Origin of the sequence: Pseudomonas sichuanensis, assembly GCF_003231305.1 — a bacterium.
In the GTDB taxonomy this organism is placed as follows: Bacteria; Pseudomonadota; Gammaproteobacteria; order Pseudomonadales; family Pseudomonadaceae; genus Aquipseudomonas; species Aquipseudomonas sichuanensis.
Genome location: NZ_QKVM01000008.1, coordinates 65,404 through 82,574, shown reverse-complemented (window position 1 = coordinate 82,574; position 17,171 = coordinate 65,404). Strand labels below are relative to the sequence as shown.

Genomic DNA, 17,171 nt, shown 5'->3' with positions numbered 1-17,171 from the left:
TGCTTGTAAAGCAGGTGGACGAGCCAGTTAAGCTGATTCGGTAGCCGAAGGCCTACACTGGCAGATTTTCAAATGGTGGGCTGAACAGCTCAAGAAGGTGGATGCCCAAACCCTGTCCGCAAATCGAGCCATGATCGGGAAAGTGAGCAAAAAGTGGTGAGGCCCGCCTCGGGCCCTTCCCAAACCTGCCCCATGCTCGACTACAGCAGCCGCTTGGGAGCCTAGGTTGCTCTGAGCCAATCAATGGTGGTGCCTAGTTCCTTCTGGCCGGATGCATCGCAATCGTCAAAAGTGAAACCACAAAATCATCAGTGCGGCTGTGATTTTTCGCGCCAGGCGGAGGTTTTTTACTTTGGGTTTATAGTTTTTATGTGCCAGGCCGTTGACATTTCTTGGTTTTGGAGCTGAAATCTGAGCCAGGCGGTGCTCCTGCACCCCAATCAATTGGAGTGCACGACATGACTGATGGCAAGCGGTACGGACTCGAGCAGCTTAAGAAGACTGGCGGACGGGGGACGATCACCCTACCCATGTTGTCTGGCTTCAACATGGGGAACCAAACTCTGAACATCACCATGACGATGTCCACATTCCGTGATGTAGCGCTAGTAGCTAACGAAGCCAGAATAATTTCTATGGGCGAAGGGCCGGAGCAGATTGCACAGCGCCAACTCATTCCGGATCATGCTAAAAAACTGGCCATCTACATTCTTCGCGGCCTCCTTGCTAGCGTTAAGGCTCGCTGGGGTCTAGACGGCAAGCACCTGCCCGACTGCCTGCACGATATTCTCGCTGAGCTGGGTGAGGGCCCATATCAGGCACTTCAGCCGTTCACGGCGAACATTCGCAATATCCAAGATACCGGTCTTGAGTTTGAGGACACGCCTAGCGGTGTAGTCCTTCATCTCCACAAGACCCAAAAGCTGTTCGTGGTAGATGGTCAGCACAGGCTCCGGGCAGGGGAGCTCGTTCATGACTGGCTTAACGGACTCCTCACCAATGCGAAGTACCCGAAAAAGGGACTTTGGATAGGTGAAAGTCAAGAGGTTACCTCCGAAGAGTTGGAGTTGTGGACTGCGGCAATGACTGAATTTGGTCAGCACTTTACTGTAGATGTGACTGTACATCTTGGCCTGGACCCAGAGCAGGAGCGCCAACTTTTCCACGACCTTAACGTACTCGGGAAAAAACCGTCTTCCGCACAGTCGTTGGCATTCGACGCAGCTAACCCGGTAAGCCGATACGTGAGTGAGCATCTGGCGCCTGACGGAAAAGTCCATGGACTTCGTGTGGTGGACACCGGCCACAAGAAGTCTGGAGTAAAACTGGACGGCCCCGCAATTTTTCGCGACGACCTTGTCAGTACCTGTTCAATCCTCTTTCGTGGTGCCTTTAACCAGTCTGGTATTACTCCACTCGACGTGATAGGGGCTGAGGAATATGCGAACCATTTCTGGGGCGCAATTGCCAAACAGCCAACATGGGGAGAGCCCGCATGGGATAAAATTACACTTCTCTCCCAGGCTACAATGCTCAAAGCCATGGCCTTCTTGGTTCGGTCCTTTCACAATGGAGAGGAGGCGCGTGACCAGAAGGCTGCGCATGCCAAACGTGACGCAATCATTGAGGCAATTTCTAATCACGAAGTGGACTTCGCGCATGCAAACCAACTATGGCGTGTTTACCTGATGAGTCCTCAACAACGCGAAAATCTTTTCCCAGGGATCGAGGGCTACATTACGCCGGATGCGGCTCGTAAGCCTTACGGTATCTGGGATGAAGATAATAACCGCCTTCAACTGGGGCCAAACACTCGAGACATCACCAGGTATCTTGCTGACCTCGTCCGCTACCTGCTCCGGGATAAGGTCGGTTTGGAGCCTAGACCTGGACTTTTGACCCTCAAGAAGAAACTTGCTGAGGCTGAATCCGAAAAACTCGCGGGAACCAAGATCGTCGACGCCACGGCCTAGGCCTTAGAAACCCAATTACATGTCATGTAACAGGCTCCATGCCTGACACCAGCTTAAGGGCCCCCTATGTGGGCGCCCTTACCGCTTTCGAGCACGCTTTAAGGTTCGTGACCTCAAGCCAAGCATATTAGGAATGTGGAGCCGCTGAGTACCAGCTTCTGGCTGGTTGCTGCCCCTCCCAAGTGGCGGCTTTGGGTCGAGAGCTTGCGACCTTGACGGGCTGCTATCGACCCATAGCAAGCCGCTCGGGGCATGGCATCAATAGATCGATATCTGCCTGCCGTTGGGATCAGTAAGGGATTCAAGGGCCCACGGCTAACGACCTCCGCGCAGCAGTTATTCCGGTGATGCTCACACGCATATCTACGTGTCGTAATGAGCGTTTAAGACGTGATTCTCCAAGCATGTCACGATGCTGTCGAAATGGTGGCGTTCGTGAAGATTTTGACGAATGATAACGCTCTGGATCTTGGCTAGATCTGCGCTGCTCAGTTTCCCTGCTCATCAGCGCGTGCCAAGGAGGCAATCACAAGCAAGGAGGCTCTGATGTGGGCTGATGTCGATACGAATAAAGATTTCCTGAATTACTCAGAGGTTGCAGATCTCGTGGTCGACGTCATCCGCGATCCGACCATGCGGCCAGTTACGGTAGGCGTTTTCGGCTCTTGGGGAACTGGGAAATCTACGCTGTTGAACCTAATTGAGGGTGGATTGATTCCACCCGACGCCACGTCTAATTTCATTGTGGTTCGATTCGACGCTTGGCTTTATCAAGGCTATGACGACTCACGTGCAGCGCTGATGGAGGTCATCGCATCGACGCTCATCGAAGCAGCTCAGAAGTCGGAATCCGTTCTTCCAAAAGCCAAAAAGCTTTTTTCGCGCGTGAACAAGATGCGTGCTTTGGGCTTTTTGGTTGAAGGCAGTGCGTTAGCGATGGGTATGCCAGCGTTCGGCCTCGGTGCAAAGGGTGTGGAAGCACTGAGTAAAGTATTCTCGGGGGATGTTGATGGCGAGGCAATAGAAACTCTGAGAGAGGATGGCGCCAAAGCCAAAGACCACCTAGTTGGGATTCTAGGTGAGGACAAACAACAGACCCCGCCTCAGCAAATTGCCGCCTTTCGTTCCGAATTTTCTGATGTCCTGACCGGTCTTAACAAGACGCTGGTTGTGTTCGTTGACAACCTGGATCGCTGTCTGCCTAAACAGACTATTCACACTCTGGAGGCTTTACGGCTTTTCTTGTTCATGAACCATACGGCATTCGTCGTCGCGGCTGACGAAGATATGGTCCGCCACTCTGTGAGCGAGCATTTTAAGGATCCGGACGACCGGCACATAACCGACTACTTGGACAAGCTTATTCAGGTACCTGTGCGTGTACCGATGCTAGGCGTGCAGGAGGTAAGAGCTTACCTTTTCCTGCTCTTCGCGTCGGCTGGAGACAAGGTGGCCGCTGAGCAAGTAGAAGCCCTTCGAGCCGGTCTTGAAGATAATCTCCGTAAAGCTTGGAAGGATGAGCCCGTCAGCACCGAAAAAGCGTTAGGGCTGCTGGGTGAAGGTGTACCTATTGAAGTTAAGGAGGCTTTCCCTATTGCTGACCGAATGGCACCGATGCTTGCCAACTCAGCATCCGTACTTGGCAATCCACGGATCGTGAAACGGATGCTTAACGTAGTACGCATGCGGGTTCGTGTCGCGAAGATGCGCGGAATGCCAGTAAACGAGGCTCTGATCGCTAAGATCGCTTTATTTGAACGCTGTATGGATGAAAAAGCAGTCTCTCACCTTTATTCGGTAATCAATAGCGCTGCTGGTGGCAAGCCTGAGATTCTTGCCACCCTCGAAGGGCTTGTCGAGAACACCGCCGAGTTCGAGACTGCGTGTCCGGATGTATGGAAGACAAAGGAAAATCTGCTAAAGGATTGGATTTGCCTTGAGCCTTCGCTGTCTGCCGAGGACTTGCGACCCATTGTATACCTGAGCCGTGAGACAACTCCGTTGAGGGTTCTTCGTGCCGGTTTGTCCTCAGAAGCTGCGGAAGCTCTTGCAATACTTAAGCGGGTCACTAATACATCATCACCCTCAGCGAAATCAGCCTTGCAAGCGATACCTTCAAATGAACAAGTCGCAGTTATGGTCCAGCTCATTGAGTCGATGCGAACCCATTCTGATTGGTCCAGCAAGGCCGCAGGTTTTGATGGTGCTCAGCTCCTTGCAGATAAGTCTCAAGAAGCAGGGGCGCTTCTATCCGACTTTATCCACACGGTCATGCCTGGCAAGCTCAAACCTTGGATGAACACTAGAGTCAAAGACAAGCGCTGGTTCAAGTCGCTGGAGCGGAAGTGATGGGAACCTCCACATCGAGTAAGGGCCCTGGTGGCAATTCTCCTTATATTCCTGGTTGGGTAGATACCGATGGGCAGCCACCTATACCGGAAGCCCCGCCACAGAGGTTTAAAGACTTTCGCACCAATTTGGGCAGATTCGTTTCTAGCGGAGACGGTTCCTACCTACGCGCTGCTATAGGTAGCTATGCCGGAGGAGCAACCGGTGGCAGCGGGGTTGGTTCTGCGCGATTTGGCTCAATGGCTGGAGCAGGCGGTGCGCTGTTCGGTGCAATGGCGGCTCTCCGGGAAGGACAGTCACCGCCTGGAATGGATCTAGCTTTACTGAATGGTCAAGACACCGACATAGCGATAGACATGATCGTTCAAGCGTTGACTCCTGAGGATGGTGACTCGGATCGAGTCCGAGTGGCAATGAATGAGGCCCTATCGGAATGTCTTGATGGCTATGACGAGTTCGATTTCGAGAACATATCGGACGAGATGTTGGTTCAGATGATGGTTGTGTATGTCACCAAATGCGTGTTTGGCCAAGTGGTTTTGGACTCTAACGATGCGTTCGCCAAAGCCGACACACCCAACAAGGTGGAACAAGCCGAAAAAGACCTTTATTCACTCGTTGAGTCAGTCACGGACAAACACATGCGACCTCTTCTTTCGGGAAGTTTAAAGTCATTTTCCAATGTTCATATTCAAAATATTCAGCTAGCTGCCATACGGGAAGTGTGGAGCGAGTGGGAGAGGTATCAAGAGTGACTGACTTAATTTTCAATCATGATGCAGACCTTCTCCCGCCACCCTCTGATAGAACTATTCCGGTGTTGATGTACGGGGTTCGTCCTCCATCACCTGGGACCTGCTCTATTGGTGGCCCTGTTCGAGCGGCAGTCCGTCGCTTGGGGGCCCCAGTCCATCGCACTGGGTTCGACTTGCTCACTATTGCCATGGCAGTCACCGCGGCAGATACATTTGTCGACAAGGCTACCGCCGATGATGGCTGGGCTCGCGATCTTCATCTGACCATCCCAATTGCAGATCCTGAACTTTGGCAACGTGCTGTACCTTTGCTAGAGAAAGCCCTCCACTTTCTCAGTGGAGATATTTGGAGTATCACGTTGTTGCCCGATGGGCCTAGGCAGCTCAAGCCTCAGAATCGTGGCCATATTACGGTTATGGCGGGCCATGACTGTGTGAGCCTTTTTTCCGGTGGAATGGACAGCGGAATAGGGGCTTTGGACTTGTTAGCGAATGGTCGTCGGCCCTTGTTGATTAGCCACTCCTACCGAGGAGATTCCGAAAAGCAAATATTTGTCCGCGACCACCTCCCAGTGAAGGTGTCCAGGTTCGCTGCGCTTGCACACCCAGTATCGCATCTTGGCAGACCTACCGATGTGCAAATGCGAACCCGCAGCTTTAACTTCCTTGCCTATGGCGCATTGGTTGGAGCAACGCTAGCCCAATTGCGAGTTACAAGCACGCCGGTCGAGCTATTCGTTCCTGAAAATGGGCTAATTGCCTTGAACCCGCCAATGACGCCGCGCAGGATAGGCGCCCTCAGCACCAGAACAACTCACCCTCATTTTCTGGGCTTGTTCCAGCAAATTTTAGATGCGGTCGGGCTTCCGGTACGAGTGACCAATCCTTACTCGCTGAAAACCAAGGGCGAGATGCTTGTTGAGTGTATAGATCAAGAAAATTTGAATATCCTTGCTGTAGAAACGGTCTCGTGCGGGAAATGGAAGCGGTCTCATCAGCAGTGTGGCAAATGTGTTCCCTGTATAATCAGACGAGCGTCATTTCACGCTGCTGGAATGCCCGATACCACCAAGTACCATGCCAAAGGTAAGGACCTCAAAGCTGTCATCAGGGATGCTAAAGCAAGGGATGATCTGATGGCTATGATTCTCGCAGCCCGCAGGCTGCCCGTGGAGAATGTTGCTAAGTGGGCCTCTCACGCGGGACCATTGCCTCTCCAGCGGCAAGCTAGGGACCAACTCCTTGGAGTAGCTAGAAGGGGTATGGAGGAGGTGAAGCGCTACCTCGAAACTCAGGGTCTGGTCTGATTTTTACTATAGATTTGGAGGCACAGGTGCTCTGGCTATCTTCACGAGAATAATGTGGTGAATTGCCCATGATTTCCTAGCCATATTTGACTGGGTACTTTGGCCGATTTCTGCCTGTCGCAACCGGCCGCTTTTGCCAACTGGTACTGACAATAATCGACCCAAAGCTATAACTGGCAAAGACCGCAAAGGCAGTGTGCCGTTTGTGGACGCTTACCAGCAGTTTCCGAGATTGAGACCGGAAAGAATACCAGACGAAACCACCACTCTGCGGGAAATGCTCGGCAGTTTAAGAGCATCCCTAGCACGGTCGAAGCGAAAAGAGTCCTTTCGGCTCGCTTCTTAGAAATATCCACATAGTTATACTCTTACAGAAGTGTCCGTATGGGTCCAATTCCAGCTAGTTCAGAAATCCCTCGTCGTCCGACCTGATTTCCGTGAGCACGCCAATCCTGCAAGCTGGGAGTCAGGTCACTCATAGTGAGATGATTACGTAGCGGTTGTTCACACAGGGAGAGAGAAGTGGTCAAAAAGCAGAGCTCGAACATGGGTATAACCGAGGAATACTGGGCTGGCCTTAGTGAGGATAGAAAGGTTTTGTGGAGGTGTGTTAGTGGGGTTGTTACTTTCTTTGCTGCTTTCTTTATCACTAAGACGGGCGTCGTTCAATTTGACATTCTGATGGCTTTAGTCGCTTTATTGTTTCGTTGGTCGATTATTGAAAGCCAACGATCTCGTGCGCGGCATAGCGTGAAAATGCGGAGAATTTTAGCTAGATGTTCAGTAATGCTTGGGATTGGAAGTGTGTTTTTGGCCGCTATGTTGTATTTTATTAGTGCGGTTATATTTGCTATGGCTAGTACTATCAGTACGACCAGCTTTCCTGTGCTGGAAGCCCGTTATGGGGTTGTTGTAAGGGATGGTGTTACGGTTACAGTTTTACTTGTTGGGTGCTATGCTGCGTCGAGGGTGTTTCGTGATCTAGACTTGATAGGGGCTTTTTATCGGCTGCCTCGCGCGATGTTGATAAAGCTTATCGTTTTAAGGGATTTTGATTTTAAGGGTGGAGTAGGTTTTGTTCGTTTTGAGTTAGGGGTGATGTTGTGGACAGTGTTTACTGTCGCAGCCATCTCGGTAATGGCTAGTGGAATAATCGAGTTTCTACGGGCGATTCGTGATGCCTGGTTTTTAGCTGGGGGCTCGGGAGCTGCATAATTATTAATTATCCTGTGTGATGTCAGGTAAGTCGTAATTTTTTTGTGGAGTTATTGATGTCGAATGCTACGTCGGAGCTGACCACTGAAAAGGTCAAGGTTAGTCAGACAATATCTGCCTTGCTCTACACGGCGATACTTGGTTTTATAGTATTTCTGGTGGCGTGCGGGTATGCTGAAGATAAACCTGATACTGCGCTTTTCCTTATGATGTTCTTTGTTCTTGCTGGGTTGTACGTTTTCGTTGCAACGATCGAAATCACAATTCTGCAGCATCTTATCGGTCTGAGAGCATCATTGTCCGCGTGGTTGCTTTTGCTTGCGTATTTTACTTATGTGGCAAAAGCTCAGGCTATGGCGGAAATAAATGCAATATTTCACGCTGATGCTTCTTTATTCCCTATGACGTTGTTTGCGACTACTGCGCTACAAGTCGTTGATATGTTGCTTTGGCCGGTATTGGTGGCTTCTGTTGTCACGCTCGTCATTACATATTTGTGGCGTAATGATTTTGCAGGCTCGCATGATGGGGTAGCCATTCTGCTCACACTATTAGTGGGGGCGGGCGCGCAGATTGTTTTCGCAGCTATGGTATGGGGGTGGGTGGCCACAAGTGATCAGAAAAAGGCCACTATTTACCGGGTAGCGCATTTCGCTGATTTCAACGCTTCGTTTCGATGTGAAGGTGTGAATGATGCGGAGTATAGTGTTGTATTTGCGAACCCTGAAAGAACAAAGGTCCTTGTAGCGCCAAAAATATCTGAGTTCTATGTAGGGCCCTCTCGTGCTCAATGGCTGCAACCTATCAATATTCCGGAAGAGTTTCCACTGTTGCCTTGCTCATCCGTAGCGGAACTTCAAATCCGGTACATCAACTGAAGTGCTTTGCGCACTGCGATCCTCTTAGCCATCAGCTGCAAGCAGGTGATCTGCGAGCTGCCGACGTAGGCGAAGAAGGTCACTTGGGCCGAGTGTTGTTGCCGATCCTCCATGACCCTCGCGCGGTCGGGAGGTTTTCACACAGCCTGGGCCGATAGCAGGCGGTCTGATTCAGTGATTGAAACACCATGTTTTTTGTAAACGACGAGCGAGCAGCCGCACGGTCAGAAAATAGTAGTACCTTGTCGAATCGCTGCGTTGATTTAGGCTGTGCTCAAGAAACCAAGCTACGTGCTTTTTCTGCCAAGCCCAAGGCGTCTGAAGCTGCCAGCGTTCGGCAATTTCAGCTTGGATGATTTTTGCCTGCCGCAAATGGCGTTGCCGCGTCGCGTGTGATCCGGTCAGCACGCCGGCCAAGAACAATTCCATATCGAATGGTTTACTCATGTGCATCCTCCAATGTAGGACCCGACAACATCGATCCGACCGTGCCCCAGTTCGTAGCTGATTTGCCTCCGGGCCTCACGATCAAGGTTCCTGTCTAACTGGCGACAGCGGCCGCCATTGATAGGCGCGCGGTGCAGGGTGATCTGCTCATAGCGCTCACATGCGTACGCCGCACGGAGCTCATGGAAGCCTCTGAGGTTGTGGACATGCAGAATGGCCCGCGCAGGGCGAATGATTTCTTGCAGAAGATCCACGTAGCTTTCGTGTGGCGCAATTAGGTTACGGCTACCTGCAGGCGACACCTGCCGTGCAAACCCAAGGGCACCTCGAACATGGTCGTTCAGCGCAATCCAACGTGGCGCTGAGGCACCGGCGCGGCCACCTTTGGTGCCGTCCTGAATGTTGATCCTGCCTAGGTCGTTAGCCTCACTGCTTAGCCTTGGTAGGTCAGCCAAGATGGCCTCGCGCAAGCGCATGCCGGTGGCTCGGGCCAACAGAACAATTGCGGCGACCCGTAGCTGATGTTGGCGAAAAAGTGCATCGACGATCTGTTTAACCTTTGCGCGGTCTTGGCCCAGGGGCACCGACTGTCGAACCCCGCTGCGCTGCATACCCAACCCCTTGCTCGGGCTGGGCAATTTCACACATTGATCACCGCGAAGCGCTGCCATGGTCCTGTTAACGCTGGATACCGGTGGGCGGGTGGAGGCTGCATTGGCTGACGAGACCAGTGCCGCGAGATCTTGAGCCAGGTACAAGCAGCAATGCGATGACCGGGGCATGCCTGACTGTCAGTCAGATGCAGTCCATTCCCTGGTCTGCGGCACCATCATCTACATGGCTGTTGCTGGTGACATCGGCGTTTGTCACGCCGATTGTCACGAGGGGGAATGCCGCAAAGCCACGTGCGATCAGGACTGCAGCAGTAGTAAGAGTGCCCGTCTCTTTCCAGAAGAAAGAGACGGGCACAGGTTGGCGCAAGATTCGGCCAAGCGGATAGGTTGCTGCAGGGCAGCGAGGTACGGTGTATCTGGCGCACGAGCGCTATATGTGTAAGAGCATCCATCACATGGGTAGTGACCGGGCGAGCTGCCGGATGCGAATCGCCCTTGGGGAGAACCACCGCGGAAGCGGCGTGACCTTTAAGGTTCGGGTCACCTGGGATGCTGTCATCGACAGCGCTTGCACGGCCAGTTCTACGCCTGTGGATAAACCCGGTCAAGGGCCGAAATTCAGTGCCCTTGAGGACATGAAAGGCGGTTATCCACCGGTGGAATTCCGTGGTAAATCCCAGACAACGTCGCGGCTTCTAGCTTTTCAAAATGAGGTCCATCCAAACAGGGCGGCTTTGCAGCCCTGTTTGGATGGACCCGCGCTGACAAGCAGATAAACGAGGCTGCTTTCCCTGAGTCTTGAACGTTCAGTTGCTGTCGCCGCCGTTACTGCGCCTGTATAGCGCTAGCGGATCGGCACCACGTTCTTGTCTCTGACTTGGCCATACGCTGAGGCAAGCAAGCTACCGATCGCGGCTTTCTGTATGTACTCACTCCACCAAGCCATCATCGGTCGCCGACGTTCAATGTAGTCGGCTCGGTTGTAGGCGCTGCGCACCTCATCCTTGTCGACATGCGCCAGTGCGACCTCAATGAGTTCCGGGTCCCACCCATGCTCATTCAAGATGGTGCTGGCCATCGAGCGCATGCCGTGGCTGACCAACCGATCTTGGTAGCCCATACGTTTTAACGCCATGTTGGCGGTTTGGCTATTGGCGTGGGTACGTGGATTTCTATCGGCCGGGAAGACGTACTCGCGATGACCGCTGTGAGTCTTCAGTGACTCCAGCAGTGCGACGGCGTGATCACTCAACGGGATGCTGTGTGGGCGGCGCTTCTTCATTCTTTCCGCAGGGATGGTCCAGACACGCCTTTCAAAGTCGATGTCTGCCCAGCGAGTGGTCGCCGCCTCGGCGGGGCGAGTCATCGTGTGCAACTGCCATTCGATCAGGCAGCGGGTGGTGCGTTTGATGCTGGCATTCGCGATCTCCAGCATGAGCTCGGGTAGTTCTTCGGGCGGAAGCGCAGCCATGTTCTCTTTCTTAGGCTTCTTGAAAACCGCCCGGATCCCGCTGAGCGGGTTGGCGAAGATCAGACCGGAATTTACACCGTAGGTCATAATCTCGTTTAGCCGCTGGCTAAGCCGTTTGACCGTCTCCAGGCTGCCTTTCGCTTCTATTGGTCGAAGCAATGCGATCACCACCGGCGCGGTGATTTTCACCAGTGGTGTCATCCTCAAGTCGGGGAACACATGCAGCGTGAGCGACCGCCTGATGTCCTCGGCGTAGACCGGGGTGACCGAGTCTTTCTTGAGTTCGAACCAGGCGGCGGCCACGTTCTCTAAGGTATGTTCCGTTTCTGCCCGTTTGGCTTCATTCAACGTATTGCGCTGCACCTTCGGATCGATGCCTTGGGCGAGCAGCTCGCGTGCATCGACTGCCATCTTTCGTGCGTTTGCCAGTGACAGTTCGGGATAGGTCCCGAAGCCGATGTTGATGCGCTTTTTGGTCACCGGTTCGCGGTAGTTGAAATTCCACAGCAACGAGCCGTTGCTGTGTACCCGGAGCTGCAAACCGTCACCGTCTGTGAGGACGTAATCCTTGGACGCGGGTTTGACTCCCTTGGGCTGTCGATCGGAGAGGCGGAGGTTTGAGCAGGCCTGAGATTGTCCTCAGGCACTGATTCGGTATTCCAAGGATTAGCATCGGGTGAGCTGGGATACCGTCTGGAATATCCGAACGGCTGGAACTCAAAAACTCTCGAAAGACCGTAAAGGCGCTGGAGGCCTCGTATTTACTGGTTTACAGGCACAAAAAAAGACGTCCGTGGACGTCTTTTTTTGATCATTTGGTGGGCCGGGGTAATCTGAACAGGTAACGTAAGCTGTTGATTTTAAAATACTATATCGGTTTAGTTTTTGTGTTGGAATGCCATTTGGAATGCCGATAGGATTTGCTTGGTACCTTGGGGCGTCTTGATGGGGTGCTATTGCTATATCGCTCCTCTATCACTTAGACGTTAGCCGGTAAGTGAAGCGCTGAGGCTGCGCAGGTAAAGCGTCCTCCGAGATTTCGTCATTCTGCGTACCCGGTTTTGATTTCTCGGTGGCTTGCGCGGTATTCCTTCAGGTCAGATTGCTGGATCTTAGGCTGGCTGGCTGGCTCAGACCGACCTCGGGCTCAGCATCTCACGCTTTGCTACTGCGGCGGAGATGGCCTCCTGGATTGCACGCATTGGCATCTGCGAAGAACGGGGTAGCGGCGTGGACAAGGTGGTTTCCGATACGGAACTCTATCAATTGCCACCGCCGCGCTGGGAGCGCCCTGATGGCTCTCTACGGGTCGTACTGTTCGCTCACCGAGCACTCAAGGACATGGACAAGCAGGAGCGGGTATATGCCTGCTATCTGCATGCTTGCCTGCGTTATGTGCTGCGTGACCCGATGACTAATACGACGCTGCGTGAACGCTTTGGAATCGATGCCAAAAACAGTGCGATGGCATCGCGGATCATTAGGGACGCAAAAGAGGTACAGGTTATTAAGCCGTATGAAGAGGGGCAGTCCAACAAAAACTCACGCTATCTGCCCTACTGGGCTTGAGTGGCGTTGTATTTGACGGGTATTTGATTCGTCGTCTGGTGGGCGGCATATTTTCAAGGCTAAAGCCTCTAAATCAGTACGCTTGCGGCTTTAGCCTGATATTTTTTGTATTTGATGGGTATTTGACTGGTTGCTCAGCTTGTCGGCACCGAGCACTAGACGAACTCAAGACCAACTTTAGACAAGCTGCCTCTCTCAGATAGGGGCCGGCCAGACGAAGGATCGCCCTATGAGCCACATCCACCACGAATGCGAACTCGAACGCCATATCGTCGAGCAACTGGCTGCTGCTGGTTGGTTGGTCGGCAAGTCCGCCGACTATGACGCGGCGCGGGCGCTGTTCCCTGATGATGTGCTCGGTTGGCTGGAGGAAAGCCAGCCGCAGGTCATGGTCAAGCTGCAGACCATGAACGGTACTGGCACTCGCGATGTGGTGCTGGATCGGCTGGTTAAACAACTGGAAAACAAGGTCGATGGCGGAACGGTGAATGTGCTGCGTTACGGCTTCGCCGTGGCCGGTGGCGGCACCTTAGCCATGAGCCAGGGGTTACCGGAGGATGATCGCAACGAGACGGTGATTCAGCGCTATGCGGCCAACCGCCTGCGCGTGGTACCGCAGCTGCGTTACTCGTTGGACAAGACCGACGAGATCGATCTAGCCTTCTTTATCAACGGCATTCCAGTGGCCACGGTGGAGCTGAAGACCGACTTCACCCAGTCGGTTGAGGCTGCCATGCAGCAGTACCGGATGGATCGCAAACCGGAGCGCAAGAGTGGCGGGTTTGAGCCGCTGCTGACCTTCAAGCGTGGTGCAGTGGTGCATTTCGCCATGAGCGACAGCGACATCCGCATGACCACCAAACTGGCCGGGGATTCGACTTTCTTTCTGCCGTTCAACCGGGGAAACGATGGCGCGGCGGGCAACCCACCCGGCGACAATGGCAGCTACCCGGTGAGCTACCTTTGGAAGCGGGTGCTGCAGAAGGACAACTGGCTGCACATCTTCCATCGCTTTGTGTTGCAAGAACGTAAGGAAGCCCAGGATTTGAACGGCAAGACCTACTTCAAGGAAGGTCTGATTTTCCCGCGCTTCCATCAATGGGAAGGCGTAACCAAGATGATCGACGCAGTGCGCATCGAGGGTGCCGGACAGCCCTATCTGATCCAGCACAGTGCCGGCTCGGGCAAGACTAATACCATTGCCTGGACGGCGCATTCGTTGATCCGTGTGCGTCGCCCGGATGGCGAGCCGTACTTCCATAGCGTGATCGTGGTCACTGACCGCCAGGTGCTGGATCAGCAGTTGCAGGATGCCATCCAGCAAATCGAGCACCAGGTAGGGGTGGTGTGCGCCATCGACCGCCAGCAATCCAGTCTGCCGAAGAGCCAGCAGTTGGCTAAGGCGATGCTAGGCGGCGTGCCGATCATCGTCTGTACCTTGCAGACTTTCCCCTATGCACAAAAGGCCATTCTTGGGGAAACCAGCCTGCGTGATCGCCGCTTTGCCATCATCATCGACGAGGCGCACAGCTCCACTGGCGGCAGTACCGCCGATGACCTGCGCTATGTGCTGACCGGGCAGAGTGAGGACGAGTGGGACAAACTGAGCAAAGAGGAGCGTTTATCGGTATGGCAGTCATCGCGTAGCCGACCGGGCAATGCCAGCTATTTTGCCTTTACCGCCACGCCCAAGCATTCGACCCTAAGTTTGTTTGGCCGCCCGCGAAATGCGGCGCAGCCGGTGAACCAGGAAAATCCTCCGGCACCGTTTCACCTTTACACCATGCAGCAGGCCATCGAGGAAGGCTTTATCCTTGATGTGCTGAAAAACTACACCGGCTATAACGTGGCGTTCAAAATCGGCAGCGAGTTTGTCGACGACAAGCGTGTGGACGAGAAGAGTGCCCGGCGCAAGCTGGCCAAGTGGCTGTCACTGAATCCGGTGAACGTGGGGCAGAAGGTCGAGCTGATCGTCGAGCACTTCCGCAAGAACGTTGCACACCTGCTCGGTGGTCAGGCCAAGGCCATGGTGGTGACTAGCTCGCGTGCCGCTGCGGTGAAGTATCACCTGGCGCTGCTGGACTACTGCCAGCGCAAGGGCTACGACAACGTGCAGGCGATGGTGGCGTTCTCCGGTGAGGTGCCCAATAGCGATGTGCAGGAAACCGGCCTGCCTGCGGATCATCAGTTCAGCGAGACCAACTTGAACCCCGGCCTCAATGGCCGCGATATGCGAAAGGTGTTCGACACCCCGGACTATCGGGTGATGATCGTCGCCAACAAGTACCAGACCGGCTTCGACCAACCCAAGCTGGTGGCCATGTACCTGGACAAAAAAATATCGGGTGTGGAGGCGGTGCAGACGCTGTCGCGGCTGAATCGAACCTTTCCTGGCAAGGACAAGACCTACGTCATCGACTTTGCTAACGAGGCAGAAGAGATCCTGGCAGCGTTCAAGACCTTCTACCGTGATGCTCAGGTGGCCGATATTCAGGACCCGAACATTGTCTACGACATCAAGCAGCGCTTGGATGGCATGTTCATCTATGAGGTCGCTGAGGTCGAAGCGTTTGGCGAAGCCATCGTGAATCGCAATGTCACGCATCAGAAGCTTTATTCGCTGACTCAATCAGCCACCGACCGTTTCAACGGCAAGCTAAAGACCCTCAACGATGCCATCGACCAGTGGGAAAAGGCCTGGGAGGCCGCTCACGACAATGGTGACGAAAAGGGGATGGAGTACGCCGACGTACAAAGGGCGGAGTACTGCATGGCCCGTGATGAATTGATGATCTTCAGTGAGAGCCTGACCAAGTTCGTCCGCACCTATGAGTACATCGCTCAGTTGGTGGAGTTCGGCGACCCAGCGCTGGAAGCGTTTGCCAGCTATGCACGGCTGTTGCGTAAACGCTTGAAGGGCATCAGTGCCGAACAGGTGGACCTGGGTGATCTCAAGCTCAGCCACTACAAAATCAGAAAAGGCGAGGGGCTGGGTGGGCTTTCAGCCGTGGGCGAAACGCCCGAGCTATATGGCATTACCGACAACGGCCTGCGCGACGCGCGCGACCGCGAGAAAAAATACCTCACCGAGTTGATCGAAAAACTTAACAACGCCTTCGGCAAGGACATCACCGATACCGATCAGGTGGCCTTTGCCGTGCATGTGTCCGAGAAGCTGCGTGGCGATACCGTGGTCATGGCCCAGGTGCAAAACAACACCCTGGATCAGGCGATGAAGGCTGACCTGCCGAGCAAAGCCATCCAGGCCATTGCCAGTGCCATGAGCAGCCACACTAGCATGGCGACCAAGCTATTGAGCGACGAATCCACGCGGGATGTGTTCCTGACGGTGGTGTATGAGTTGCTGAAGAAAGATGCTGGGGCTGATCTGCTCGGTTCGGCGCGGACTTAAGCGGCAACAGCCAAAAGAAAAAAAGAAAAACGAGATTGAGGCAGGCAGGAGGCTCAGTAGCCCCCTGTTCGCTTCATGCCGTTTATTCGATTTTGGTTGACTGACCTCCTCAAGGCGTGAAGCTGCCGTTCACCAGCGGAAAAATGCTCCGCAACGGACTGTTGAATATAGCTCAGCGGAGAAATCAAAAAACCTCATCAGATCGTCGAGGTTTCAAGCGTATCGGCTTCATTGAACAGTTCGCGCATCACTACCACAAAAGCGTCAGCCGGACGGGACGGCTTCTGGGTTTGCGACGAGGCGATCACGACTCGTTGCGGTGGGATGCTAGCGTCAAATGGGCGACACACGATGGGTCGCCCATCGTAGCTCAAGTCTCCAGCTGGTCGAGTGACGAGAATCGACACTCCGTGCCCATGTGCCACGAGTGAGCGCACCATTTCCACCGAGCGCAACTCCATAATGACATTGGGCTCTACACCACCCGAGCGGAACAGTGACAGGAAATAGTCGCGACTGTGAGGCAGGTCTAGAAGGATGAAGGGCTCGGTTTGCAAATCCTGAATGCACAAGTTGGCTTTTGCTGCCAGATGATGCCCTTCGGGCAGCAGCACATAAGGTGATTGCAGTCCCACCGCCTGTAGCTTGACCTTACGAGCCAGGTTCATGTCATAGATCAGCGCTAAATCAAGGGTGCCGCGCTCCACCCGTTCGATCAGTTCCTCGGTGTCACCTTCGACAATGGCGACTCGTACCTCAGGAAAGCGCTGCTTGAAGCGCTCGACCATGGTGGGGACATGACGCGCGCCCAACGTTGCAAAGCAGCCAACCGAAAGGTCCCCCACCACGCTATCAGTCTCCTTGGCAGAGAGCTGCGCGGCACTTTGCAGTAGCTGCCGAGCTTGCTGATAACGGCGGGTTCCGGCGGAGCTGAGTTCGATTCCTTTGCCTGGAATCCTCACGAACAAGCGCTCATCCCATAGGGCTTCCAACTCCGCAATCGCGTTTGATATCGAGGGTTGGGACACACTCAGCGACTTGGCCGCATTGACGGTACTTCGACATTGGGCCGCTGCTACAAAATATTCGATTTGCCGAAGGCTGAAGTGAATCATTATTTTTAATTCGCAGTATCAAAAGTGCATATTTTTAATTATATACCCAGCTGCTTATCCTCAGTC

General features: G+C 53.7%; 10 protein-coding genes and 2 pseudogenes. 8 read left to right on the top strand and 4 right to left on the bottom strand.

Translation table 11 applies throughout. From position 1 onward, the window contains the following. Positions 1 to 458 precede the first annotated feature (458 nt). The 6 genes from DM373_RS06390 to DM373_RS06370 all read left to right on the top strand — a co-directional run bounded on the left by DM373_RS06390 (position 459) and on the right by DM373_RS06370 (position 8,477). Positions 459 to 1,973: a DNA sulfur modification protein DndB gene (locus tag DM373_RS06390; protein WP_110992722.1), complete on the top strand. Its 1,515-nt coding sequence runs from the start codon at positions 459 to 461 to the stop codon at positions 1,971 to 1,973. Between the two features lie 546 nt (positions 1,974 to 2,519). Then, positions 2,520 to 4,322, top strand: a complete 1,803-nt coding sequence (locus DM373_RS06385) for a KAP family P-loop NTPase fold protein (protein ID WP_110992721.1) — start codon at positions 2,520 to 2,522, stop codon at positions 4,320 to 4,322. Next, on the top strand, positions 4,322 to 5,077 hold the full coding sequence (locus tag DM373_RS06380; RefSeq protein ID WP_244215044.1) for a hypothetical protein: 756 nt from the start codon (positions 4,322 to 4,324) through the stop codon (positions 5,075 to 5,077). Before DM373_RS06385 ends, DM373_RS06380 begins: the two co-directional genes overlap by 1 nt. After that, positions 5,047 to 6,384, top strand: a complete 1,338-nt coding sequence (gene qatC / locus DM373_RS06375; RefSeq protein WP_341866377.1) for a Qat anti-phage system QueC-like protein QatC — start codon at positions 5,047 to 5,049, stop codon at positions 6,382 to 6,384. Before DM373_RS06380 ends, qatC begins: the two co-directional genes overlap by 31 nt. 546 nt (positions 6,385 to 6,930) lie before the next feature. Next, positions 6,931 to 7,599: a hypothetical protein gene (locus tag DM373_RS28670; RefSeq protein ID WP_157966812.1), complete on the top strand. Its 669-nt coding sequence runs from the start codon at positions 6,931 to 6,933 to the stop codon at positions 7,597 to 7,599. A 56-nt stretch (positions 7,600 to 7,655) separates the two neighbouring features. Further along, positions 7,656 to 8,477, top strand: coding sequence for a hypothetical protein (locus tag DM373_RS06370; RefSeq protein ID WP_110992719.1), 822 nt, complete (start codon positions 7,656 to 7,658; stop codon positions 8,475 to 8,477). 171 nt (positions 8,478 to 8,648) lie between these two features. On the opposite strand, the gene DM373_RS06365 is transcribed toward DM373_RS06370, so the two are convergent. The 3 genes and pseudogenes from DM373_RS06365 to DM373_RS06350 all read right to left on the bottom strand — a co-directional run. Then, positions 8,649 to 8,924 carry a hypothetical protein gene (locus tag DM373_RS06365; protein ID WP_110992718.1) on the bottom strand — a complete coding sequence of 92 codons (276 nt, stop codon included), beginning with the start codon at positions 8,922 to 8,924 and terminating at the stop codon, positions 8,649 to 8,651. Beyond that, positions 8,921 to 9,616: pseudogene (locus DM373_RS06360) on the bottom strand (integrase domain-containing protein); the annotation flags it as partial. The pseudogene DM373_RS06360 and the gene DM373_RS06365, both read right to left, overlap by 4 nt. Positions 9,617 to 10,382: 766 nt before the next feature. Further along, positions 10,383 to 11,621, bottom strand: a pseudogene (locus tag DM373_RS06350) (integrase domain-containing protein); the annotation flags it as partial. Between the two features lie 567 nt (positions 11,622 to 12,188). Here DM373_RS06350 and DM373_RS06345 point away from each other — a divergent pair. Continuing rightward, on the top strand, positions 12,189 to 12,578 hold the full coding sequence (locus DM373_RS06345; RefSeq protein WP_244215043.1) for an ATP-binding protein: 390 nt from the start codon (positions 12,189 to 12,191) through the stop codon (positions 12,576 to 12,578). A 298-nt stretch (positions 12,579 to 12,876) separates the two neighbouring features. Next, on the top strand, positions 12,877 to 15,990 hold the full coding sequence (locus DM373_RS06340; protein WP_244215042.1) for a type I restriction endonuclease subunit R: 3,114 nt from the start codon (positions 12,877 to 12,879) through the stop codon (positions 15,988 to 15,990). 197 nt (positions 15,991 to 16,187) lie between these two features. Here the strand turns inward: DM373_RS06340 and DM373_RS06335 are convergent, their stop codons facing one another. Then, positions 16,188 to 17,105, bottom strand: a complete 918-nt coding sequence (locus DM373_RS06335) for a LysR substrate-binding domain-containing protein (RefSeq protein ID WP_054882017.1) — start codon at positions 17,103 to 17,105, stop codon at positions 16,188 to 16,190. Between the last annotated feature and the right edge of the window lie 66 nt (positions 17,106 to 17,171).

Excerpts from the sequence above, each read along its gene's own strand:
- DM373_RS06385 (WP_110992721.1), top strand. The coding sequence starts at position 2,520 with ATGTGGGCTGATGTCGATACGAATAAAGATTTCCTGAATTACTCAGAG.
- DM373_RS28670 (WP_157966812.1), top strand. The coding sequence starts at position 6,931 with ATGGGTATAACCGAGGAATACTGGGCTGGCCTTAGTGAGGATAGAAAG.
- DM373_RS06390 (WP_110992722.1), top strand. The coding sequence starts at position 459 with ATGACTGATGGCAAGCGGTACGGACTCGAGCAGCTTAAGAAGACTGGC.
- DM373_RS06380 (WP_244215044.1), top strand. The coding sequence starts at position 4,322 with ATGGGAACCTCCACATCGAGTAAGGGCCCTGGTGGCAATTCTCCTTAT.
- DM373_RS06335 (WP_054882017.1), bottom strand. The coding sequence starts at position 17,105 with ATGATTCACTTCAGCCTTCGGCAAATCGAATATTTTGTAGCAGCGGCC.
- DM373_RS06345 (WP_244215043.1), top strand. The coding sequence starts at position 12,189 with ATGGCCTCCTGGATTGCACGCATTGGCATCTGCGAAGAACGGGGTAGC.
- DM373_RS06370 (WP_110992719.1), top strand. The coding sequence starts at position 7,656 with ATGTCGAATGCTACGTCGGAGCTGACCACTGAAAAGGTCAAGGTTAGT.
- DM373_RS06365 (WP_110992718.1), bottom strand. The coding sequence starts at position 8,924 with ATGAGTAAACCATTCGATATGGAATTGTTCTTGGCCGGCGTGCTGACC.